This window comes from Sporosarcina sp. HYO08 (genome assembly GCF_001563475.1).
GTDB lineage: Bacteria > Bacillota > Bacilli > Bacillales_A > Planococcaceae > Sporosarcina.
In genome coordinates this window covers 398,288-420,168 of sequence record NZ_LPUT01000001.1, presented here as the reverse complement: position 1 = coordinate 420,168, position 21,881 = coordinate 398,288, and the positions used below count along the sequence as shown (strand labels likewise).

The window sequence follows — 21,881 nt, the reverse complement described above, 5'->3', positions numbered from 1 at the left end:
TTATTCCTCCCACTTGATCAACCCTTCACGCTTTAGCTTGGCCATAATTCGTCTTTCAATCATTCTGTTGAAGCGCGTGAAAAAACCATCTGATTTTGCGACGGGTACAACAAGAATGGTATGAAGGCCATGGCGATTGCCGCCGAACACATCTGTGAGAAGCTGATCGCCAATCATGACCATTTCTTCTTTTTTCATCTCTGTATCTGCGATCGCTTTTTTAAACGCCTTTTGCAACGGCTTTCTAGCGTCATGAATAAATGGAATTCCTAGCGGATCACAAAAAGCTTTGACACGCTGTTCATTGTTATTTGAAACGACTGTAATATGAATACCTGCTTGTTTCATTGACTCAAACCAGTCAATGAGCTTCGGCGTTGCCAACGGACGATCCCACTCCACTAGCGTGTTATCAAGATCGGTGATAATTCCCTTAATTCCCATTGCTTTTAGCTTTTCCGGTTTTATTTGAAAAATATCTTTCACATATTCATCCGGTAAAAATTTTTTGTACACGCAATCACTCCGATGTAAGACTAATTCTGAAACGATTATAACACAACCGCTTATCGTACATACCATATTTAGACAAGCATCAAATGAATCCAGAAAAATTGTTTTTATTCAAACAGTTAGGATTTGAATGCAATGAATTTCCCCCAATCAATACGAAACTGTCCCCATCTAAGCATCGCCATTCTACCTTGTGAAAAAAGTCAGATGTAGACAGCCCTTCTTCGCTTGTCCGACGAAAAAAACGGTGATACAGCAAGAGCTGACCGCATATGCTGTCATACAACGACACAGGAGGTGGACTTATGAGCGGGTTAGTAATGGCTTTTGTTCAAATGTGGCTTGAGATTCCTGCAATGATCGGTTATATCCGGGGGCAGGCATTTCAACGTCCCCTGTCTCGAGAAGAAGAAGCGGACTGTTTGAGACGCCTAGCAGAAGGTGACGAGGATGCAAAAGACGAACTCATTGAGCGCAATATGCGGCTTGTCGCACATATCGTAAAAAAATTCCATCCAAAGCACGAGCTTTTAGACGATTATATTTCAATTGGAACGATCGGTTTAATGAAAGCGGTCAATAGTTTTACACCCGACCGCAAAACAAAGTTGGCGACTTACGCTGCACGCTGTATTGAAAACGAGAATGTAAAGTCAAATGGGTAGCGTTATAAAATACCACGCAACAATCAATCTACTTCAAACTTCATAACAAACGTCACAATAACCGATTCATGACCCACAAGTGAAATTGAGCAACACGAAAAAATTACGGGGGTGACGTTCTCCATGAGCAAGAAAGGTTATATCTCCGCAAGCAAATTATTTCCCATCATAATCGAAGACGACGCAACCGACCAATCAATAGTTGACGTTTACACCGCAATAAAAGATTCAATACGAAAGGGGAAGCGACTGAACAATGATAGCACTATACGCACGTGTCAGTACAGAAGAACAAGCGAAAAGCGGTTACTCTCTTAAAGATCAAATTCGCCAATGTATGCAAAAGGCGGGAAGCAATGCGGAAACAATGGAATATGTAGATGACGGGTACTCGGGGGAATTCCTTGAACGTCCCGCATTGTCGAAATTGCGGAATGACATTCGGGATGGATTGATTCGCAAGGTGATCGTCTACGACCCCGACCGCCTATCCCGTAAACTAATGAATCAATTGATCGTATCCGAAGAAATCGAAAAACGTGCGGAATTGGTTTTCGTCAATGGCGATTATGCGAAGTCCCCCGAAGGAATGCTTTTCTATCAAATGCGGGGGGCGGTCGCCGAATTCGAAAAAGCGAAGATCAATGAACGAATGACACGGGGTCGCCGTGAAAAAGCGAAGCAAGGAAAAGTCGTGAAGGACGTCAAGGTTTACGGATATCAGTTCAACAAAGAAGCGGGCGAAATGGAAATATGTGAATCCGAATCGAAAGTCGTGGAATTGATCTTCGAATTGTTCACGAATCCAATGGGTCGGGTACGTGGCATAAATGGAATCGCAAATTACTTGACCGATAAAGGAATACCAACGAAAAGACGGGTCGGAAAATGGCATAGGCAAGTCGTTCGTCAAATCCTAATGAATGAAACGTATACAGGAACGTTCTATCACAACAAATGGAACACCGAAGGAATGCTTGCCAATAAATATAAAGAAGATGATGAAGACAAAGTTCGAATGACCTTACGCCCCCGTGAAGAATGGATTGGGGTCGAAGTTCCCGCAATTATCGACACGAAAACGTTCGAATATGCTCAACAACTAATGCAAGAATCCCGTCGCCGTTGGGCAGGTCAACCGAAAAACACGTATCTATTAAGCGGAATGGTTCGTTGTGGCGATTGTGGCAACACCATGACGGGACGCCGTGCGAAGAATTGGGGTCGTTATGTCTTTGAATATACCGATTTCAAAAGTCAAGCGGGGACGAAGTTTCAAGGTTGCGGCAACAAAATCAAATGCGAAGACCTCGACGCCTTCGTTTGGGAACAATTCGTCAATCTAATGTCAACGAAGGGGCAAGCGTTATCCGAAACCGCCGCAAGCGTTGACAACGAAGCTTCCCTTTCATTCGAAGAATCCGAACTTCAACGAATTGACAATGAACTTGAACGAATCAAAACGGGGCGGAAGCGTCTTCTCGACTTCATGACGAATAATGCCGATCTTGTGGACGAAGATGATATTCGCAATCAATTGAAGGAACTGAAAGACAAAGAAGAACATTTGTTGAAAGTACGGGAAGAAACCGCCGCACTTCTCGTTGACATTCAAGACAACGAATTTACCGAAGAAATATTGAATGAAACGATCGAACAATACTTGCGGGAAGATACGTCCGATCTTTCGATTGAACGCAAGCAAGATTTCCTCCGAAAAGTCTTCCGTGAAGTTCGGATATATGCAAGCGGCAAGGTCGAATTTATTCGTATGTAAGATTCGGTTCAAACCAAACGCAGGCGTCACCCATGTGGGCGGCGTCTTTTTCTTTTGTGCCACGTGGCATACTTTTGTTACGATATGTCATTCGATTGCAAACGCATGACCCGACATTTCAAAATTTGGTATGTATATTTTCGATTCACCTTCTGCGGCAGAATAGACCCCCCGTCCCCCCCGTGTACCCCCCTAAAAATATTCCGCCGTGTTGCTTCATGCTTGACGCTTCGTGTGCTTGCTTGACGTCGCTTGAAAACGATTCCGAATGCTTGGGTCGTGGATTGGATAGCAACGATATATGGCGGCTTGTATGGCTTCGTGTGGCGTTATAACATGCGGTGAATATTCATACGGAAGACAACACGTCATATCAATCAGTAATCTAATGTCAAACGCAATGCGGTTCGTGCTTGCTTCGATACAGTTCACGTTGACATTCGCATTACATTTATTCGGCGTATAATTAGATTTATACGACGGAAGACATTTCGTCCGCCTTGATCTACCAACGTTTGTAATACCTTTTCGTCGTGATTGCGGTCATGTTATAAAGTGATTCGTCGCAATTGATATTCGATTATATTATTCAACGATTTGAAAGTGAACGACGTTCAACGATTCAACCCGACTTCCGCTTTGTCCAATTAGATCGACATGTAAAACGGCTCTATCCCTTGCGGCTCTAGGCGTTGCGTCGTTTCCTTGTTGCGGAAGTTTCGGACATATCGGAACACAAACGGCACGTCTTGCGGGGAATTTATGATTCGTATTTACAAACGAAGTGCCCAACGCTTCAACAATTCGTTTCTAATTCGATCTATTGCGTTTCTTCAACGCTTAAATATGTAATAGGGGAAACGTCATTCCAACGTCCCCAAGTTCGATTATAAGTGACCATTCGACTTTAACCAATTCATTCGTATTTCTTCAAGCCGCTTGATCTCTTTTTTCACGGCATGAACGTATGCTTTTCTTGCTTCCGCTTCGGTTTCGAATGTTCCGACGTTCTTATTTCTGAACTTTACTTCAAACTTGCCGCTTGGTGTTTTGTAATAACCTTTTGCGTGGTTCAATTGGTACTTTAAATAATTCTCTCGGTCGGTGACGACTTCCAAGTTCGACAATCGGTTGTCAAGCGGATTCTCATTTCTGTGATTGACTTGAATCGACATTCCCGTTTCCTTTTCGAAACCTTCATATTTCGCAAGTTCCTCACGCATGAACAATCGGTGCAAATCCGTCGTCTTCTCTTTGATTCGGGTTGTCGCATAAATGCCGCTCATTTTGATTGAGATACTTACTTTTGACGTTTCCAAGACCAATGGCAAGCATTCGGCTGAAATGATTGTTTCATAACCTCTAATCAAAAACAAAGTGACTGTCCCGTCGCCGTTATCCTTGAACGAATTGAACTTACGAAGTCCATGCCAACCGTTCTTTCGATAGAAATATTTCATCAGTTTCCCGTGATTCTCGTTTTGTGCTTCGAATGTTACAACCCCAATATTTCTTACAAACATAATTGATAACCCCCCTTCCCCATTTTTATTTAATCGTCGAATGATTCGCCTAAATAGTTGCGGCGTAGCCAATCGATTCTTTGTTCGAACTCCTGCTTCAATCGCTTTACAACACGAACAGGAAGCAAGGTGATTGTTGCAACGTCGAACACCGTCTTGTTCGGTTCATTTTCAAACATCTGCAATGCGTGATTCCGACGTTCATTCATTAGTTCGTACAAATCCACCCAAACCGCTTTTTTCGATTTTCCAAGACCTTCGGGAAACGATCTCCCCTTGAATCTTTCGAAGTATTTATCACCGACAAAATCGAATTCCGATTCATTCATGACTTGATCTGTAATGTCCCGCATTCCCCGACCCCCCTTTTCGTTGGAATTAAAAAAGGAACGCTCGCAAGCGTCCCCGAATCGTTCCAACATATATCAAAGCCTTATTCGTCGCCGTCCTTGTGGTGATAATCATTCGCCGCCTTTCGATGTGCTTTCGAATTCATTTCTTGTTCGGCGTTAAGATCGGCAAAGCCTAAAGACATTAGTTGCAAGCCGTTCAATGAAGACGGGTCTTGCTCGTATGCCTTACGAAGACTTTCGACCGAATCGCTTGAAGGCGTGTCATTCGGCTTGCTCGTTCCATTTTCTTCATACCATTGGGCGAATTCGTCGATCGCCGATCGTTTTGGCGGTGTATAGTTCAAATTGTCATATTGAATCTTTTTCATAATTAGTTCCCCCCTAATCCGTGCGGGACACTTCCCGAAGCATATGATTGTTTTTGCGTTCTTTCGTCTACACCAAGACAATACGTTGGCGAAGTGAAGCCGCCAGAAATGACCGTTCTTTCATTGATCGCCGCTCCGTAAACGTCGCCTTTTCCGCCAAGTTCTTGCATTAGATCGTTATATTCGAAGTTGATCGACCCGACTTCGTTCTTGATCTTCCCAAGTGCCGCAAGTTCTTCAAGGAATTTCGCACGTGCTTTGTGAACGTGTTCGATTTGATCGACATACTTCTTTTGAATCGCCGCAACCTTCTTTTTACGGGATTCTTTGACAAACGGAATTGATTCGATTGCGACCGTCTTGCGAACCGCTCGAATTCTCGAAATCATTTCTTCCACTTCCGCAAACTCGATCTTCTTTTCGTGCAACAATTGTTTTGCCGCTTGAATATCCTTTTCGTCAACTTCGCCCATTGCGTAAAGTGCAACCGATTGGGAAAGTGCCGCTTCGATTTCGTCAACTTCCGATTGAATTGCGTCCCGCTTGGCTTCAACTTCTTTCAACCTTGCATTGATCTTTTCTAATTTTTCGTTCTTGATTAGCTTCATAATGGTTTCCCCCTTTTTTAGTTCAATATTTGTTCTTCGTCTTTGCCAAGTAGTTCGGCAAGTTCGGCTTGAATCGAAGCAAATTCCGCTTCCAATTCTTCGTTGCTCAAATCCCGTGTAGATCGGCGAAGTTCCGTTTTGACTTCGATTTGATTTGGACGTTTCAAGCCGACAATATCCGTATAAATTTGGATAGCCTTCATGTTTCCTTGCTTCGCCTTTGCGACAAGTACGGCAAGAATGTCGCCTTGTTCATCTTCAAAACGTTCAAGCGTCCGTTCTCGAATATATTCACGGAAAACCTTTTGACGTCGAATGTTCCGCAATTGGCGGTCACTAATCGAATGCTTTTCCGCAATCTCTTTGAATGTCGTCTTCGTCGCCTTCATGCCGATAATGTCTTCGGCAATCTCAATGTCACGTGGCGACAATCCGAACGCTTCTTCCGTTGCGTATCGCATGTTATACACCCCCATGTCGCATTTTCCTTAACGCCTTGATTGCGTCGATCTCTACTTCGGTAACTCCGAACCGATAAATGATTCGTTGCTCTAATCGTTCGGACAATGGCATGACACCCGCTTCAACCTTTGAAATGGATTGTTGCTTGACCCCGACTTCATGTGCGAAGTCCATTTGATTCAAACCAAGACTATGTCGTAATGTCTTTACGTCAAATCCGTCCATAATAACGCCCCCTTTAAAATTAAAGTAAAATACACTTATCAGACCAAAAAGAAAAACCCGTTGGTTAGACGGGCAATCGAATTGGTCGATCAAACTTGGGGAAGCCGTGTTCCCGAATGAGTGACGGGAATTCCGCTTCAAAATGTAATTCGGCTATGTAAGTATTTAACAACCTTTTAGACAAAATAAAAATACGGAAGCCGTGAACAAAATGTCCATGACCGCCGTATGGTTTGGGGTAACCTTTATGTCGAGCCACCATTGGGAAGTGGCAAGAATCTAATTTTATGTATCTTATTATTATCTTTGTTGGAATTTATTCGAAACTGAAATTGAACTTCAATCCGTTATTTGCATTCTTTAGAATGCTTGGTTCGACAATACTTGGATTTTAGTATTGAAGAATCAATGGTCTTGCTTTTGAACTTCGTTCTTGTCTTTTTCTTGTTCTTTTAGTTCTAGTTAAAGAACTTTCTAGTTCAAGTAATAAGTTCTAGTTCATGTGAAATAGGCCTCACTATGGGGTTGTGAAATAGGCTTCACATACCTATTACTTGATCTTTCACAAGCATGTATTCAATTTTGCACTATCCCGATTCACAAAAAGTCGCTTCCCGATAGCGGCGGCAAAGCAACGTCAAGTCCCGAATTGTCGGCAACCTGCGAATGAATTTTCTTCGTTACATATCATAGTTCTACCGAATGGTTATTTAACAACCTAAATCGCAAAATCTTTTTATATGTTTGACGCAATGAAGCCGCCATGATAAAACCAATGTAGCCGATTCATTCGACAAAGGGGGAACAATCATCATGAAAATGTATTGTAGGGATTGCGAACAAGAAGCCGAATTCTATCCGTATTGGAAAACTCGTTGCAAGGAATGTCAACGGGCGAAACAACGTGCATTCAACCGTGCGAACCCCGATTATCTAAAAGCGAAGAACCAACGCCGTCGTGCCCGCTTGTTGGCGTTGCCGAACGATCTTCCGCCGCAAGTATGGACAGACATTCAAGAACGATTTGGCGGACGGTGTGCCCTTACAGATTCGACCGACATTTCGCTTGAACATGTGATTCCGTTAGAAAATATGCACTTGGGGACGACGATTGAAAATGTTATTCCGCTTGATCGGACGTTGAACATGAGAAAGAGTTCGAAGAATTTTATTGATTGGGTTTTTGAACCCGAAATCGAAGCATTGATCGACGAAGACAAATTGAACGATCTTCTTTGCTATTTGGCGGAAGTCAATGGATTGTCGGTTGACGATTATCTTGATTTCATTTATTGGTGTGAACGGAACAAGCGGACGGAAGAAGAAGTCAAGTCGGCGACAAAGACAAGCGTGGAATTGTTCAAAGAATCTCAAATCAAGATGAACGTATAACGGGACGGGGCGAAATGCTTCCGTCTTTATTTATTTTTTCAGACTTGACATGCAACACTATTGACATTAGAATCGAAATTTTAATGTATCTTCGCACGCAAAAGAAAGTACAAAAAGACGTTTCCTTGTTTGACCCAATTGGTATGGATAAGGATGGGCAATCTTTGCAAATTGCAGATCTGCTCCAAATTGACGAAGAATCGCCAATCGAAGCGGTGGAAGGTAAAGAGCGGAAAGAACGGTTATATCGACATCTTGGGAAGCTTGACAACCGGGAGTTGGAAATTATCCAACGACGCTATGGTCTGCTCGATGATCGGCCAATGACCCAAAAAGAAATTGCCGAACAACTGAACATTTCAAGAAGTTATGTCTCCCGTATTGAAAAACGGGCAATCGTAAAACTCTACCAACTATTTAAACATGAATACAGCGAATAATTCGATATTGTTTCACTACGCTTCCAAATAAGGAGGAACTCCCGATACCGACCAAAAAAGGCGCTTCCATGCGGGTGGATCCCCGGCATCGGAAACGCCTCTCAATCAAATGCATTAAACATTCGTCCTCCAATTATGGATATGGAGACTTCCGCTGAATCAAGTTAATCAGCTCTAACCTCACTCATAATTAAAACCGTAATAATTCCCGTTAAAACGAAAGATCCCATCATTAAAAATAACAATTCCCCCACTCCCTTCTCACACTGATATGTAAAAGGAACTCTTCCTACCAGTATCGTACCATGAAATGCTTAAAGTTTCGAGATGGTCCGAAGAACAATTTCAGTAGAATGGCGTGCCGCCACCGGGAGAAACTCCTCAAAGCTAATATTCGATTCTTTTCCCGCAATATCTGACAACGCCCGAATGACGACAAATGGTGTACCGAATTGGTGACATACTTGCGCAACCGCAGCTGCCTCCATTTCAGCAGCAATCATCGTTGGAAACTGTTCTTGCACGCGGCGAACATGCTCAGCATCGCTCATAAACGTATCGCTAGAAGCAATCAGTCCAATTGCATGTGGATGTTCTCCTACTTCATCGATTGCCTGTCCAGCAGTTTCTACTAGCTTCGAATCTGCTTCAAACGCAGCCGGCAAGCCAGGGACTTGGCCATATGCATAGCCAAATGCAGTCACATCTACGTCATGATGTCGGACTTCGCTTGACACAACGACTGTCCCAACAGTGAGTGATGGTTCAAATCCACCTGCCGAACCTGTATTTAACACAACAGCCGGTTTAAAATGCTCTAATAATATTGTTGTTGCAACAGCGGCATTGACTTTCCCGATACCACTTTTCACAAGCACGACAGTATGTCCGAATGCACTGCCTTCATAGAACTCACAACCGCCAATAGAGGTCGTTTTTGACGTGTTAATTTTTTCACGAAGCAGCTCAACTTCTTCTTCCATTGCGCCGATTACACCAATGATCATCTTATTTCCTCCGTTACGCGGGCGTCTGGCACCCAAAAATTTAATAATTAAAATCCAATGTTGTTAAGACATCCATTTGAACTGGTTTCCAACCTTGTCCATCTACCCATTCAAGATATACCCGATATTTTTCAGCTTGATCACGTGTTGAGACGATTCCAATCGACTTCTGAGGAGATCCACCATTTTTAATTTTCCAGAAAATCATTTCTTCTTCTGAATATCCCGTCGCATAAGCAATGGCTTGCTTTTTTTCATGCCAATCTATTGAACTTCCATCATATAACGAAACATGTTCACCAGTTTGGGAAGTTCCAACCGGTTCCCATGATTTATTCGTAATCGATTCGGATACAAATTCATCATCGGATGCAAAATGTTCAACTATTTCACCTGATTCCTCTTCTTCCCCATCAAGCGTAGGGCTTTGCGTTTCCTCTGTATCATTTTGCGCATCTTCTTGCTTAGCGGAATTAGATGCTTGCTCCGGATCGTCTTTTACGGTTGACTGTTCGTCCGTTGTTTTTTCATTCGTATTTTTCTCATCTGCTTTGTTAACAATTTCAGTCTGACCTTCTTTTACAGTATCTCGATCACTTGCTTGATCGTCTCCAAAAATAATAGTCGAGGCCACAACGATGATGAGCAATGCAACAATACCGATGGCTATGTTTAACAGACGATTATTCCGGCTTTTTTTTCGACTAACTCTTGAAAAATTAGGTTCTTTTTCTTTCATCCGTTATCACTCCATTTCACTTCATCGGATTTTCCGATATGTATTAGACGTGAAGATCGGAAAGTAGTTTCACCTTTTTAACGATCAAAGGAAAAACCGCCCTCTTTTTGAAGGCGGTGTACGTTTCGCATCATTTAATTTCTAAGATGATGACTGACATTTCTCCACCCGGCGTCATGATTTTTACTTCATCGCCTTTTGCTTTTCCAATAAGGCCTTTTGCAATTGGTGAATCATTTGAAATGAGGCCTTCGATTGGATTTGCTTCTGCAGAGCCGACAATTGTGTATGTCTCTTCATCGCCATCTGGCAACTCTTTAAATGTAACCGTTTTCCCAAGCTGTACTTCATCTGTATTCAGCTCATCTTCTGTAATAATAACCGCATTGCGGATCATTGATTCTAGCGTAGAAATTTTCCCTTCTACAAATGCTTGGTCTTCTTTCGCTGAATCATATTCCGAGTTTTCCGATAGGTCCCCGTAGCTTCGTGCAATCTTAATACGCTCAACGACTTCTTTACGCTTGACCGTCTTTAAAAACTCTAATTCTTCTTCAAGTTTTTTCTTGCCTGACGCTGTCATTGGATATTTTTTATCAGTAATCATTACACAACACTCCTCATATTCCTGTTCATAAAAATACTATGCCGCTTTTCTTATTCGTATGCGACATAGTGCTGATCTGATTAGATTTTATGTCATCATCATATTATAGTTTTGTTCCAGATTCAAGAATTGTTTTGATTTTCGTAACCATTAGGTCAATGGCAACCTCATTTTGTCCACCTTCTGGAATAATAATATCTGCATAGCGCTTCGTCGGTTCGATAAATTGATTGTGCATTGGACGAACAACTGTTAAATATTGTTCAATAACGGATTCAATCGTTCGACCACGTTCTTGAATATCACGCAACATTCGACGAATAATGCGCAAATCAGCGTCTGTGTCTACAAATAATTTAATGTCCATTAAATTACGCAGTCTTTCATCCTCCAGGACTAAAATTCCTTCCAAAATCAGCACATCTTGCGGTTCGATTAAAATTGTCTCGTCAGATCGTGTATGAAGCGAATAATCATATACGGGCTTTTCAATCGGTTTTCGATTTAACAACGCTCCAATATGATCGATCAACAAATCCGTATCAAATGCTAATGGATGATCATAGTTCGTTGCCAGGCGCTCTTCAAACGCCAAATGCGACTGGTCCTTATAATAATAATCCTGTTCTATGACGACGACAGAATGTTCCTTAAATACATCATAGATCGCATGGGTAACACTTGTCTTACCTGATCCAGAACCTCCCGCAATACCAATAACAAGTGGCTTTTTTGGTTCCATCTTACTACTCCCCTAACTTTATGAAAGCGCTCCAATCTATGGAACGCCTTCACTATTGTATCTTATTTTTTCACAGCTATCAAAATTCCGTCGCCGATTGGTAGTATCGACACCTCATAATCCGGATGCACCATCATCCATTTCGTAAACTCTTTAAGGTTTCGGATCATCGTGCGATTTCGCCTCGGAATGTCTTCGTCGGCTTGTAAAACTGCGCCATGCATAAACAAGTTATCACAGTAAATAACGCCGCCTGGTGCAACGACTTCGGCATATTTTTCAAAAAAACGTTTGTATTGGCCTTTTGCCGCATCAATAAATAAGGCATCATATGTTTTTTGAAAAATCGCTTCGTCTTCCAGCAGAAGCGCATCCCCGTAAATAATTTGAATCCGATCAGACACGTTGCTTTCCTTGATATAGTGAACGGCCCGATTATAACGTTCTTCATCTCGTTCTACTGTTACAATTTGCAATGTTGGACATGCCTTCGCCATACGAATCGCCGAATAGCCAATGGCACTGCCAATTTCAAGTAAGAATTTCGGCCGTTGAATGCGCAGCAAACCGATAAACGTCTCTATCCCGCTCGCATCCATAATGGGCACATGATGTTCTTTTGCAAATTGTTCCATCTCGTCAATCAAAGGATCTGTTTTAATCCTTAAGCTTGCGATATATTGTTCAATTGTATTCATCATTTTTCAATGCCTCTTTTCAAGCATGCACTTCGTTAATCAATATGTTCCGCGCGATTTTTCAAATGCTCCTCATAAGTCTTAGCGAAGTAATTCTTTCCTTCTTTGTCCGCTAAGAAATAAAAATATTCCGTTTGAGCTGGATCAATGACTGCGTCAATCGAAGATTTTCCAGCACCGGCAATCGGCCCTGGCGGCAAACCTTTATACTTATACGTATTGTAAGGATTGTCCACTTCCAAGTCTTTGTAGAGCACACGATCTTTATGCTTGCCAAGCGCATAAAGAACCGTTGGATCGGTTTGTAATGGCATACCGGCCTTTAATCGATTATCAAAAACGCTTGCGATGACTTCACGATCCGCCTTCGCAGTCGCTTCACGCTCAAGTAGAGAGGCAAATGTTAATAACCAGTGAACAGACTTCTCTTCGCTTTCCAAGTACTCTAAATAAGGTGTCACGTTTGAAGCAGTCGCTTGCAGCATCGAGTCAACAATGAATTCAACTGTTGGATGCTCCTCAAAAAATGGATAAGTTGCAGGGTATAAATATCCTTCCAGCGGATAGCGAATATTTTCAGCCTTAATTTCTTCCGTCAAAATTCGTGGATATTGGGCCATTAAACTATCAATGGTTTCAGGACTATTAACATAATCGAGAAACTGCTCTGATGTAACAGTTGTTCTTTGTTCGACAATTTTCGCGATTTCTGGCAATGTTAGTCCTTCTGGCACCGTCATCGTAAAGAGAGGTTCTCTATATACTTTTCCGGTTTTCAAGCTTTTGATTAACTCGTCAGGTGTCATCGCTTTCGTTAAGCCATAATTCCCCGCTTGAAATGCCGACTCATTATTAAACTTTGCATAGTATTTAAATACGCGTGCATCTTTAATAAGTCCTTTTTCTTCAAGAATAGCTGAAATTGTATCAAGTCCCGATCCAATTGGTATCTCTACTTCGACGACTTGTTCGGAGTTTGGATCTAGGGGTTGTAGTGCACTTTTTATGTATTTATATAAAGTACTTCCGCCAATCACGCCTATTAGCAACACGATAAGCGTTATGATGAAAACAATTTTGCGCACCGTCTTCAATTCCTTTTTTTCATTTTGCATGCGCTCTAGCATAATTTCCTTCTTCAAGCCTTTCTCCACCCGAATTCACCTCTTTATAAAACAAAAAAATGACGGAACGGTCCGCACCGTCCCGTCCGCGCAAATTTATTTGTTTACTCTTCCTCGTCTTCTGCTAAAAATGTATTTAACATTTCCTCGATCATTTCCCACTCAGCATCATCTTCGATCGGCATAAGTTCGCCATCTTCTTCGTCTTCTGATGGAATGAATGAGGAAGCATGGATTTCAATTTCCTCATCATCTGCTACATCTTCTTGTCCTAAAATATGGTACAGTACATATGATTTCCCAAATTCTTCAGAGTCAAATGTGAAAATGACTTCACATACATGTTCATTACCTTGTTCGTCGACAATTGTCATTGTTTCTTGTCCGTGTTCCATACTGATCACCTCATCTGTTTTTTGAGTCAAGATATCCTTGCAGGATCATGACCGCCGCCATCTTATCGATGACATTTTTCCGCTTCTTTCTACTTACATCCGCATCAATGAGCAGACGTTCAGCTGCCATTGTCGTTAAGCGTTCATCCCATAATACAACAGGCAGGCCAAATGTTTCTTTTAAAAGAGCGGCATATTGTTCTGACGCTTCGCCTCTAGGTCCAATCGTATTGTTCATATTTTTCGGGTAGCCCACAACAAATTCACTCACATCGTACTCTGCTATTAGCTCACGGATTCGATTTATGCCGAACTGGCCGGCGTCTTCGTCGATTTTCACTGTTTCTATGCCTTGAGCTGTCCACCCAAGCGCATCGCTAATCGCAACGCCAACCGTTTTGGTTCCGACATCCAATCCCATTATTCTCAATCCGGATTCCCTCCGTTTTCACGGATATAGAATTTCACGAGTTCCTCAAGAATCTCGTCGCGTTCTAATTTCCGAATCATATTACGGGCATCTTCATGCCGAGGTATATATGCTGGATCCCCTGATAGAAGATACCCAACAATTTGGTTAATCGGATTATACCCCTTGTCGTCTAGTGCTTTATGCACATGGAGCATGACTTCCTTCACTTCCTGCTCCATTGATTCTTCAGGGAAGTTAAACTTCATCGTTTTGTCGTATGAACCCATGATCGACACCCCGCTTTCAGAAATCCGATATACTAATTGAACAGAAATCAATTACGCCTCGGCGTAATTGCATCCAGATTTTGAATTGTGCCCGCAGGATGCGGGTATGCAGTCGTTGGGGCCGGCACGATGCCGGTCATGCGGTCGTGGCGACAGGACGTCGCGCTCCTAGACTGCCTTCCTTTAACTCCCTTCAAAATCTGTGACATCCGCCGGAGGCTTAACTTGACTTGGCAGTGAAGTTCTGTAGCTGACGCTTCGCTTTCAGTACAAAAACATTTGCCAAGTCAAGTTAAATCCGTTTATTAGTATACCCGAAATGCTTTTACAGTTAAACAGATTTGACATAATCATACACGGAATGCAGCGCTTCATCAAGTTTGGACGCATTTTTCGCGCCGGCCATTGCCATATCCGGACGACCGCCGCCTTTTCCATCACATTGTGTCGCAACATGATTGACAATCTTCCCTGCATGGAACTTCGCTTTCAACTCATCTGTGACCCCTGCAACGAGCATAACTTTTCCATCACTAACGGCACCTAGAACGATGACGGCATTCGACATTTTTTGCTTCATTTCATCCATCATTTGTCGTAAACCGTTGTTGTCTTTTGCCTCCACACGAGCCGAGACAATCGTGACATCTTCAATTTTTTGTGCATTTTTCAAAATGTCATCTAATTGACTATTCCCCAATTTCGCAGAAAGAGAATCATTTTCTCGTTGCAATGCCTTTAAATCAGATAACACTGCTTCCACTTTTGTGACAACGTCTTTTGGATTTGCTTTTAGAAGGCCCGCTGCAGTTGTTAAAACAGCTTCCTCTTCTTTAAATGACCGATAAGCAAGCTTCCCAGTAACCGCCTCGATGCGGCGTGTCCCCGCGCCGATTCCACCTTCTGATACAATTTTAAACAATCCAATGACCGATGTGGAAGGTACGTGGCACCCTCCGCAAAGTTCCAGCGAATAATCACCGACGGAAACAACGCGGACAACGTCACCATACTTTTCGCCGAAGAGTGCCATCGCCCCCATTTGTTTCGCTTCTTCAATTGGTTTAAGCGCAATGCCGACTGTTAGATCCTGCCAAATCTTATCATTGACGATTTGTTCGATTTGCTGGAGCTCTTCGTGTGTCACTTGACCGAAATGGGAGAAGTCGAATCGAAGTCGATCCGGCCCTACATAAGAACCTGCCTGATTGACATGCTCACCGAGTACTTCTTTCAATGCTTTATGCAGTAAATGTGTTGCCGTGTGATTGCGAATGATCAATTTTCTTGCATCGGCCTCTACTGTTGCTGTGACTGCTGCATCTTTTTGAATTTCTCCCGAACGGACAACCGCCGTGTGCAAATGTTGGCCATTTGGTGCTTTTTGAACGTCTTTTACATCTGCAATGAATGCCTCATTTTGAATTGACCCTTTATCCGCAATTTGTCCGCCGCTTTCCGCATAAAACGGTGTGCGATCTAAAATGAATTGAATTTCATCGCCTTCGGATGCCACGTCAACAAGTTGTCCATCTTTCAATAGAACGACGAGTTTCCCCTCATCCTTTAAGTGGTCATAACCGGTAAATTGACTGACATCATGAATTTCACCTAGCACGCCGGATTGAACGGACATTGAATCGACATCTTGTCTTGCAGCTCGTGCACGTTCGCGTTGATTGTTCATTTCTGCATCGAACCCAGCACGATCAACTGTTACCTCTGCTTCCTCGGCAAATTCTTCCGTCAGTTCAAATGGAAAACCGTATGTGTCATAGAGACGAAATGCATCTTCGCCTTTCACCATATTTGTGCCATCTGCTTTTGCTTTTTCAATGACAGTTGTTAAAATCGACAGACCTTCGTTTAGCGTTTCGTGGAAACGAATTTCTTCATTTTTAATCACTTTCATGATGAAATCTTGCTTGTCCCCGACTTCCGGATAGAAATCATGCATAATTTCCCCTACGACTGGAACAAGTTCAAACATAAATGGTTTGTCAATGCCCAGCTGTTTCGCAAAACGCACCGCACGGCGAAGCAATCGGCGCAATACATAGCCGCGCCCTTCATTGGACGGAAGCGCCCCATCGCCAATCGCGAAAGCAACCGTACGAATGTGGTCGGCAATTACTTTAAACGCAACGTCTTTACTGTCCTCTTGACGATAGTTTTCACCTGATACCTTTTCAATCGAATGAATAATCGGCATGAAAAGATCCGTATCGAAGTTTGTCGGAGCATCTTGAAGAACGGATGCTAACCGCTCAAGCCCCATTCCTGTATCAATATTCTTTTTCGGAAGCGGCGTATACGTATGGTCTGGATTATGGTTAAACTCAGAAAATACTAAGTTCCAAATTTCTAAATAACGTTCATTTTCTCCGCCCGGATAAAGTTCCGGATCAGAAAAGTCATCTCCATAGGCAGGACCACGGTCAAAGAAGATTTCAGAGTTCGGTCCACTTGGTCCTTCTCCGATATCCCAGAAATTTCCTTCCAGACGAATAATGCGCTCTTCTGGAATTTGGATTTGATCGCGCCAAATGGCATAAGCCTCTTCATCTTCCGGATGCACCGTTACGGATAACAAATCTGGATCCATGCCAATCCATTTTTCGTCTGTTAAAAATTCCCACGCACGAAGTATCGCTTCCTCTTTGAAATAATCACCAATCGAAAAATTGCCAAGCATTTCAAAAAATGTATGGTGACGCGCCGTTTTTCCGACATTTTCAATATCATTTGTTCGAATCGATTTTTGTGCATTCACGATTCGCGGATTAGCCGGAACGACCCGTCCATCAAAATATTTTTTTAGTGTTGCGACTCCGCTGTTGATCCAAAGTAATGACGGATCATCAATTGGAACGAGCGGCGCAGAAGGCTCAATACTGTGACTATGTTCCTTGAAATAGTCTAAAAACAATTTTCGAATTTCAGATGCAGATCGCTTTTTCATTCATTTTTCCTCCTTTTTATTTGCGAACATAAAAAAACCTCGCCCCCTAAAACAAGGGGCGAGGTTTGTCTATATACTCGCGGTACCACCCTAATTACCGGACAAACAAACTTCCGATATCTCTGGTTGCCTTAACGCGGCGGACGGCAGGGATTAACTGCACTTAGGAGTAGCTTTCCGACAGGACACTCGAAAACCCTTTCAGCCGAGGGGGTTTCTTTCTGCACGAGTTGACATGCGTACTTTCTCCGTCAACGTATTAAATATTTACGCTAATACTTCATTTTCTAATTGAGATTATAAGGAACTTTTTTCCCGCTGTCAATTAGTTGCATCCGAAAAGTCATACGGCGATACACCTTTCATGCCGATCATTGGATCTACATGGACGAATGTTTCCGTTGTGAGTGCGTATATTTTAGGTTTCACGTCTTCTGTCTGGGCATTTTTTTGTTTTTCGTCCAGTGTTGCTTCTTGCGCGTTCGCTTCTGCTGACATAACATCTCCGGTCAATCTTTCCTTAAGTGTTGTCTGTCTTTTCTGTTCATCTATTCGTTTGATGCCTGCTTTAAATTCATCCTGCTCACCGCAGAGTATTAAAAAGTTTTTCGCACGTGTAATGCCTGTGTAAATTAAATTACGTTGCAGCATTTTCCGATGGCTGCGCACGATCGGCATAATGACGATCGGAAATTCACTGCCTTGGGATTTATGTATCGAACAGCAATAGGCGAGCGTAATTTGGTTTAAATCACTGCGTTCATACGTCACTTCTATCCCGTCATATGACACAACGAGCAACTCTTTTTTATCTACAGTTTCTTTCGCTTTAATAATCGCAATAACTTCACCCATATCTCCATTAAACACATTGCTTTCTGGCTGGTTGACGAGTTGCAGCACTTTGTCGCCAATACGGTATATCGCATCTCCAAAAACAACTTCTTTTCGATCAGGTCCGGGCGGATTGACCATTTCTTGGATCATCTTGTTAATGCCGTCAATACCGGCGGGACCTTTATACATCGGGGCTAGCACTTGAATATCTTTGATTGGATGTCCTTTCGCTAGCGCATTTTTCACAACTTGCTCAACGACTTTCAAAATTTGATCGGTGCCCGATTGAATGAAAGAGCGATCGGATGTCTTCGCTGTTACGTCGTCAGCCCATTCGGCACGCTTAATCATATGCGCCATTTCAACAATCGTAGACCCGGCACTTTGACGATAAATATCGGTCAATTCAACAATCGGCACTTTTTCCGACTCAAGAAGATCTCGCAATACTTGGCCTGGACCTACCGGCGGCAATTGATCTTGGTCTCCGACAAAAAGAAGCTGCACATCATCCGCGACCGCTTTTAGCAGTTGATGGGCAAGCCATGTGTCAACCATCGACATCTCATCAATAATAATGAGCCGTCCTTTTATTTCACGCTCTGTTTCTTCTTCTTTTTCTTGTCCAGTAAAGCCAAGCAGCCGATGAATCGTCATGGCGGGCAACCCTGTCGATTCGGCCATTCTTTTTGCCGCCCGTCCAGTTGGTGCTGCTAAAATAATCGGAAACGGCTCTTGCTTTTTGGCATATTCTTTCGGATCCAACGATAAGCCATGCAGTTTCGCATATACTTCTACGAGTCCGCGAATCACCGTCGTCTTACCCGTTCCAGGCCCCCCTGTTAAAATCATCGTCGGGGAATGCAGCGCTGTTTCGATTGCAGATACTTGCGTTTCTGCATAGTAAACACCAAGGGATTCCTCAACTTCCCCAATCGCTTTTCGAATTTCAGAGACTGGAAATTGATCCGCCAGCTCGTTCTGAAGGATTTTCTCAATCTTTGAAGCTATGCCTATTTCTGAAAAGTACAAAGAAGGTATATAAAGTCTTTGCCCTTCTCCCGAAAGCTTGCTTTCCTCGACAAGTTCTATAATTGCCTGGGAAATATCCGAATATTGAATCTCTATCCTTTGACTCATCTCTAATAGACGTTTCACTTCTGGTAATGCGGTCTCCGCTTCCAAATAGACATGCCCCGAGGACAGCACGGATTGGTTCATCGTATGCAAAATTGCAGCTTTGATCCGTGCTGGGTGATTGCCTGTAATACCAAGATGCTTCCCTAATTCATCGGCACGTTGAAAGCCAACCCCTTCAACTTCTTCAATGAGACGGTACGGATTTTCAGTTAATAAATCGATTGTCTCTCCTTGATACGTTTGATAAATACGCATCGAAACTTGAGGGCCAAATCCCCATTCATTCAATTGGATAACCGTCCGTTCCAGGCCCATGTTTTGCTGAAGGACGGAAACGATCGTATCTTTTCTTTCATCTGTCAATCTAGGGACGGTATCGAGCACAGAAGGATCTTCCAGTATCTTTTTAATCGCGTCTTTACCAAGTTTTTTGACAATCGAATTTGCCGTTCGAAGTCCAATTCCTGGAAATAAGTCTCCTGACAAATAATGAACGAGTCCCGTTTCCGTCGCTGGCATTTCTTTGGCAAATGTCTGTACATCGAATTGTGCGCCATAAGTCGGATGACTCACAAGTTTTCCTGTAAATTTATAATCTTCATCACTTGAGAGTTCTGGAAAATTGCCTTTTACAACGATTTCTTTATGCTCATAGCTACTATTTGTTTTGTGGATTTTTAGTTTAGCAATGGTAAACAAGTTGGTCGCATTATGGAAAATTGTTACGATCGGCCGACCGATAACAAATTGCTCAGTCGTTTCCGCTTCGATATGCTCTTCCATTGCAGCCACCCTTTCCTAATTATTGTCGCCCATTTGAATCATGTCGTAAATATAACGTGCCTGCACATGATCTGGTTCAATCGTATATGCTTTTTCTAAATGCTCAAGCGCCGTTTCTTTTTGATCGGTTGAAACTGCAAGCAGCATCCCTAAGTTATAATGAGCATCTGCATTATTTTCATCTTCCGCAATAATGAATCTAAACTCTTTTTCTGCTTCACTAAAAATCTCCATTTTAGCTAGTAAAATACCATATGACAATCGAATTTCCAAATCATTCGGTGAAAGTTCGGATGCCCGTTGCAAATAAGGCAACGCAAGCTTATCATTGTCCGCGCGCTCCAGGCTTTTGCCGAGCATGAAATAGGCATCTGCCTCATTAACGCCTTGGCGAATTGCTCTTTCATACAGTTTGGCCGCTTCACCGTAGCGTTCTTGATTGTAATAAAGATTCGCAAGTCCATAAAATGCCGTTCCTGATTGTTCATCTAGCGTAATCGCTTTTTGAAAAAACGGCTCGGCTTTTTCGGAATCCCCGAGCGACGCAAAAATATTTCCTAAGTTAATATAGCCAACCGCATTTTCCGGATCTTCCTCAACCGCTTTGACAAAAGCTTCGACAGCTTTCTCGTAGTTGCCTTCTTGCAAGGCAGTGATCCCTTTTTCGGTATAATTCATTTTCACAAACTCCTATCCAACATAGTCCAACTGCTTGCCGTTTTTAATAACCGTATCGATTGTTCCCCCGCCTAGACACTCTTCTCCGTCGTAAAATACGACTGCTTGTCCTGGTGTAATCGCTCGAACTGGTTCTTTAAAACGGACAATTGCCGTATCATCACTTGTTACTTCGACTGTCACTTCTGTATCCGGCTGGCGGTAGCGGAACTTCGCTGTACACGTAAATGTGTTTGGCAGTTCTCGTGCTGTCGCAAAGCTTAACTGGACTGCCGTTAAGCTATCCGAATAAAGCGCATCATTGTGAAAACCTTGACCGACAAGGAGTACATTCGCCTGTAAGTCTTTTCCTAAAACGAACCAAGGCTCTCCTGCTCCGCCAATCCCTAAGCCATGCCGCTGTCCGATTGTGTAATACATCAAGCCATCATGCTTTCCGACCGTTTCACCGTCCATCGTTTTCATGTCACCAGGCTGCGCTGGAAGGTATTGCCCTAAAAATTCTTTAAAGTTTCTTTCACCGATAAAGCAAATGCCCGTGGAATCTTTCTTTTTGGCAGTCGTCAAGCCTGCTTCTTCCGCTTTTTTGCGCACTTCGCTTTTATCCAAATGACCGAGCGGGAACATGACTTTTTGCAATTGGTCTTGTGTTAATTGGTTTAAAAAATACGTTTGGTCTTTGTTCGTATCTTTCCCCCGAAGCATCGACACGCCGTTTTCCGTTTGAACAACTTGTGCATAATGACCCGTCGCCAAATAATCCGCGCCGAGGCTCATTGCATGGTCTAAAAATGCATTGAATTTAATTTCCTTATTGCACATGACGTCTGGATTTGGCGTACGGCCTGCTTTGTATTCATCTAAAAAGTACGTAAATACTTTATCCCAATATTGTTGCTCAAAATTAACTGCGTAATAGGGAATGCCAATTTCATTACAAACACTAATGACATCTTCATAATCCTCAGTGGCTGTACAAACACCAAATTCGTCTGTATCATCCCAGTTTTTCATGAAGATCCCAATGACGTCATAACCCTGTTCTTTTAATAATAATGCTGCAACGGATGAATCGACGCCTCCGGACATGCCGATGACGACGCGTGTATCCGCTGGCGCTTTCGATGTTGTCATATTTTTTTCA

Annotated in this window: 22 protein-coding genes and 2 pseudogenes; 4 read left to right on the top strand and 20 right to left on the bottom strand. The window is 42.7% G+C overall.

Features of this window, described 5'->3' with window-relative positions:
- Positions 1–516 carry a YqeG family HAD IIIA-type phosphatase gene (locus tag AU377_RS02055; protein WP_067403361.1) on the bottom strand — a complete coding sequence of 172 codons (516 nt, stop codon included), beginning with the start codon at positions 514–516 and terminating at the stop codon, positions 1–3.
- A gap of 302 nt (positions 517–818) precedes the next feature.
- Here AU377_RS02055 and AU377_RS02050 point away from each other — a divergent pair.
- Both AU377_RS02050 and AU377_RS02045 read left to right on the top strand, forming a co-directional pair.
- A pseudogene (locus AU377_RS02050) lies at positions 819–1,157 on the top strand (sigma factor); the annotation flags it as partial.
- A gap of 277 nt (positions 1,158–1,434) precedes the next feature.
- Positions 1,435–2,955, top strand: coding sequence for a recombinase family protein (locus AU377_RS02045; RefSeq protein ID WP_067403358.1), 1,521 nt, complete (start codon positions 1,435–1,437; stop codon positions 2,953–2,955).
- 887 nt (positions 2,956–3,842) lie between these two features.
- Here AU377_RS02045 and AU377_RS02040 read toward each other — a convergent pair.
- From AU377_RS02040 to AU377_RS02015, 6 genes are all read right to left on the bottom strand, one after another.
- Positions 3,843–4,478 carry an HNH endonuclease gene (locus AU377_RS02040; RefSeq protein ID WP_067403355.1) on the bottom strand — a complete coding sequence of 212 codons (636 nt, stop codon included), beginning with the start codon at positions 4,476–4,478 and terminating at the stop codon, positions 3,843–3,845.
- A 29-nt stretch (positions 4,479–4,507) separates the two neighbouring features.
- Positions 4,508–4,831 carry a hypothetical protein gene (locus AU377_RS02035; protein ID WP_067403352.1) on the bottom strand — a complete coding sequence of 108 codons (324 nt, stop codon included), beginning with the start codon at positions 4,829–4,831 and terminating at the stop codon, positions 4,508–4,510.
- Between the two features lie 80 nt (positions 4,832–4,911).
- Complete coding sequence (locus AU377_RS02030; RefSeq protein WP_067403349.1) at positions 4,912–5,199, bottom strand: hypothetical protein; 288 nt, start codon at positions 5,197–5,199, stop codon at positions 4,912–4,914.
- A 2-nt stretch (positions 5,200–5,201) separates the two neighbouring features.
- Positions 5,202–5,807: a hypothetical protein gene (locus AU377_RS02025; RefSeq protein WP_067403347.1), complete on the bottom strand. Its 606-nt coding sequence runs from the start codon at positions 5,805–5,807 to the stop codon at positions 5,202–5,204.
- A 17-nt stretch (positions 5,808–5,824) separates the two neighbouring features.
- On the bottom strand, positions 5,825–6,268 hold the full coding sequence (locus AU377_RS02020) for a hypothetical protein (protein ID WP_067403344.1): 444 nt from the start codon (positions 6,266–6,268) through the stop codon (positions 5,825–5,827).
- A gap of 1 nt (position 6,269) precedes the next feature.
- Positions 6,270–6,494 (bottom strand): helix-turn-helix transcriptional regulator, encoded by a 225-nt coding sequence (locus tag AU377_RS02015; RefSeq protein ID WP_067403341.1) that lies wholly within the window; start codon positions 6,492–6,494, stop codon positions 6,270–6,272.
- An 813-nt stretch (positions 6,495–7,307) separates the two neighbouring features.
- On the opposite strand from AU377_RS02015, the gene AU377_RS02010 reads away from it, so the two are divergent.
- A complete protein-coding gene (locus tag AU377_RS02010) occupies positions 7,308–7,886 on the top strand; it encodes a hypothetical protein (RefSeq protein WP_067403338.1) in 579 nt (192 codons plus the stop codon).
- A gap of 74 nt (positions 7,887–7,960) precedes the next feature.
- Positions 7,961–8,326 (top strand): annotated as a pseudogene (locus AU377_RS02005) (sigma-70 family RNA polymerase sigma factor); the annotation flags it as partial.
- A gap of 314 nt (positions 8,327–8,640) precedes the next feature.
- Here AU377_RS02005 and mtnN read toward each other — a convergent pair.
- From mtnN to mnmA, 13 genes are all read right to left on the bottom strand, one after another.
- The gene (mtnN, locus tag AU377_RS02000) at positions 8,641–9,333 is read right to left on the bottom strand and encodes a 5'-methylthioadenosine/S-adenosylhomocysteine nucleosidase (protein WP_067403335.1); all 693 of its coding nucleotides are present in this window, start codon (positions 9,331–9,333) and stop codon (positions 8,641–8,643) included.
- A gap of 40 nt (positions 9,334–9,373) precedes the next feature.
- Positions 9,374–10,072, bottom strand: a complete 699-nt coding sequence (locus AU377_RS01995; RefSeq protein WP_067403333.1) for a YrrS family protein — start codon at positions 10,070–10,072, stop codon at positions 9,374–9,376.
- Between the two features lie 130 nt (positions 10,073–10,202).
- Positions 10,203–10,679, bottom strand: a complete 477-nt coding sequence (gene greA / locus AU377_RS01990; RefSeq protein WP_067403329.1) for a transcription elongation factor GreA — start codon at positions 10,677–10,679, stop codon at positions 10,203–10,205.
- Between the two features lie 103 nt (positions 10,680–10,782).
- Positions 10,783–11,421, bottom strand: a complete 639-nt coding sequence (udk, locus tag AU377_RS01985) for a uridine kinase (protein WP_067403325.1) — start codon at positions 11,419–11,421, stop codon at positions 10,783–10,785.
- A gap of 62 nt (positions 11,422–11,483) precedes the next feature.
- Positions 11,484–12,122 carry an O-methyltransferase gene (locus tag AU377_RS01980; protein WP_368664416.1) on the bottom strand — a complete coding sequence of 213 codons (639 nt, stop codon included), beginning with the start codon at positions 12,120–12,122 and terminating at the stop codon, positions 11,484–11,486.
- Positions 12,123–12,154: 32 nt separating this feature from the next.
- Positions 12,155–13,273: an endolytic transglycosylase MltG gene (gene mltG / locus AU377_RS01975; protein ID WP_172794005.1), complete on the bottom strand. Its 1,119-nt coding sequence runs from the start codon at positions 13,271–13,273 to the stop codon at positions 12,155–12,157.
- Between the two features lie 74 nt (positions 13,274–13,347).
- A complete protein-coding gene (locus tag AU377_RS01970; RefSeq protein ID WP_067403314.1) occupies positions 13,348–13,638 on the bottom strand; it encodes a DUF1292 domain-containing protein in 291 nt (96 codons plus the stop codon).
- Positions 13,639–13,648: 10 nt separating this feature from the next.
- Positions 13,649–14,068 carry a Holliday junction resolvase RuvX gene (gene ruvX, locus AU377_RS01965; RefSeq protein WP_067403312.1) on the bottom strand — a complete coding sequence of 140 codons (420 nt, stop codon included), beginning with the start codon at positions 14,066–14,068 and terminating at the stop codon, positions 13,649–13,651.
- Positions 14,065–14,337, bottom strand: coding sequence for an IreB family regulatory phosphoprotein (locus AU377_RS01960; RefSeq protein ID WP_067403309.1), 273 nt, complete (start codon positions 14,335–14,337; stop codon positions 14,065–14,067). The genes ruvX and AU377_RS01960 overlap by 4 nt, the downstream gene beginning before the upstream one ends.
- A 331-nt stretch (positions 14,338–14,668) precedes the next feature.
- Entirely contained in the window at positions 14,669–17,299 is a 2,631-nt protein-coding gene (gene alaS, locus AU377_RS01955; protein ID WP_067403306.1) for an alanine--tRNA ligase, read from the bottom strand.
- A 321-nt stretch (positions 17,300–17,620) separates the two neighbouring features.
- Positions 17,621–20,059 (bottom strand): ATP-dependent RecD-like DNA helicase, encoded by a 2,439-nt coding sequence (locus tag AU377_RS01950; protein ID WP_067403304.1) that lies wholly within the window; start codon positions 20,057–20,059, stop codon positions 17,621–17,623.
- 15 nt (positions 20,060–20,074) lie between these two features.
- Positions 20,075–20,737, bottom strand: a complete 663-nt coding sequence (locus AU377_RS01945; RefSeq protein ID WP_067403301.1) for a lipopolysaccharide assembly protein LapB — start codon at positions 20,735–20,737, stop codon at positions 20,075–20,077.
- Between the two features lie 12 nt (positions 20,738–20,749).
- Positions 20,750–21,871 carry a tRNA 2-thiouridine(34) synthase MnmA gene (gene mnmA, locus AU377_RS01940; protein WP_067403298.1) on the bottom strand — a complete coding sequence of 374 codons (1,122 nt, stop codon included), beginning with the start codon at positions 21,869–21,871 and terminating at the stop codon, positions 20,750–20,752.
- Positions 21,872–21,881: the final 10 nt, after the last annotated feature.

Bases quoted from the DNA above. Each gene is read 5' to 3' on its own strand.
- AU377_RS02020 (WP_067403344.1), bottom strand. From the start codon at position 6,268: ATGCGATACGCAACGGAAGAAGCGTTCGGATTGTCGCCACGTGACATT.
- AU377_RS02010 (WP_067403338.1), top strand. From the start codon at position 7,308: ATGAAAATGTATTGTAGGGATTGCGAACAAGAAGCCGAATTCTATCCG.
- AU377_RS01950 (WP_067403304.1), bottom strand. From the start codon at position 20,059: ATGGAAGAGCATATCGAAGCGGAAACGACTGAGCAATTTGTTATCGGT.
- AU377_RS02040 (WP_067403355.1), bottom strand. From the start codon at position 4,478: ATGTTTGTAAGAAATATTGGGGTTGTAACATTCGAAGCACAAAACGAG.
- AU377_RS02045 (WP_067403358.1), top strand. From the start codon at position 1,435: ATGATAGCACTATACGCACGTGTCAGTACAGAAGAACAAGCGAAAAGC.
- AU377_RS02025 (WP_067403347.1), bottom strand. From the start codon at position 5,807: ATGAAGCTAATCAAGAACGAAAAATTAGAAAAGATCAATGCAAGGTTG.
- greA (WP_067403329.1), bottom strand. From the start codon at position 10,679: ATGATTACTGATAAAAAATATCCAATGACAGCGTCAGGCAAGAAAAAA.
- AU377_RS01995 (WP_067403333.1), bottom strand. From the start codon at position 10,072: ATGAAAGAAAAAGAACCTAATTTTTCAAGAGTTAGTCGAAAAAAAAGC.
- mtnN (WP_067403335.1), bottom strand. From the start codon at position 9,333: ATGATCATTGGTGTAATCGGCGCAATGGAAGAAGAAGTTGAGCTGCTT.
- alaS (WP_067403306.1), bottom strand. From the start codon at position 17,299: ATGAAAAAGCGATCTGCATCTGAAATTCGAAAATTGTTTTTAGACTAT.
- AU377_RS02015 (WP_067403341.1), bottom strand. From the start codon at position 6,494: ATGGACGGATTTGACGTAAAGACATTACGACATAGTCTTGGTTTGAAT.
- AU377_RS02030 (WP_067403349.1), bottom strand. From the start codon at position 5,199: ATGAAAAAGATTCAATATGACAATTTGAACTATACACCGCCAAAACGA.
- AU377_RS01960 (WP_067403309.1), bottom strand. From the start codon at position 14,337: ATGGGTTCATACGACAAAACGATGAAGTTTAACTTCCCTGAAGAATCA.
- AU377_RS01945 (WP_067403301.1), bottom strand. From the start codon at position 20,737: ATGAATTATACCGAAAAAGGGATCACTGCCTTGCAAGAAGGCAACTAC.
- AU377_RS01970 (WP_067403314.1), bottom strand. From the start codon at position 13,638: ATGGAACACGGACAAGAAACAATGACAATTGTCGACGAACAAGGTAAT.
- AU377_RS02035 (WP_067403352.1), bottom strand. From the start codon at position 4,831: ATGCGGGACATTACAGATCAAGTCATGAATGAATCGGAATTCGATTTT.
- udk (WP_067403325.1), bottom strand. From the start codon at position 11,421: ATGGAACCAAAAAAGCCACTTGTTATTGGTATTGCGGGAGGTTCTGGA.
- AU377_RS01980 (WP_368664416.1), bottom strand. From the start codon at position 12,122: ATGATGAATACAATTGAACAATATATCGCAAGCTTAAGGATTAAAACA.
- mnmA (WP_067403298.1), bottom strand. From the start codon at position 21,871: ATGACAACATCGAAAGCGCCAGCGGATACACGCGTCGTCATCGGCATG.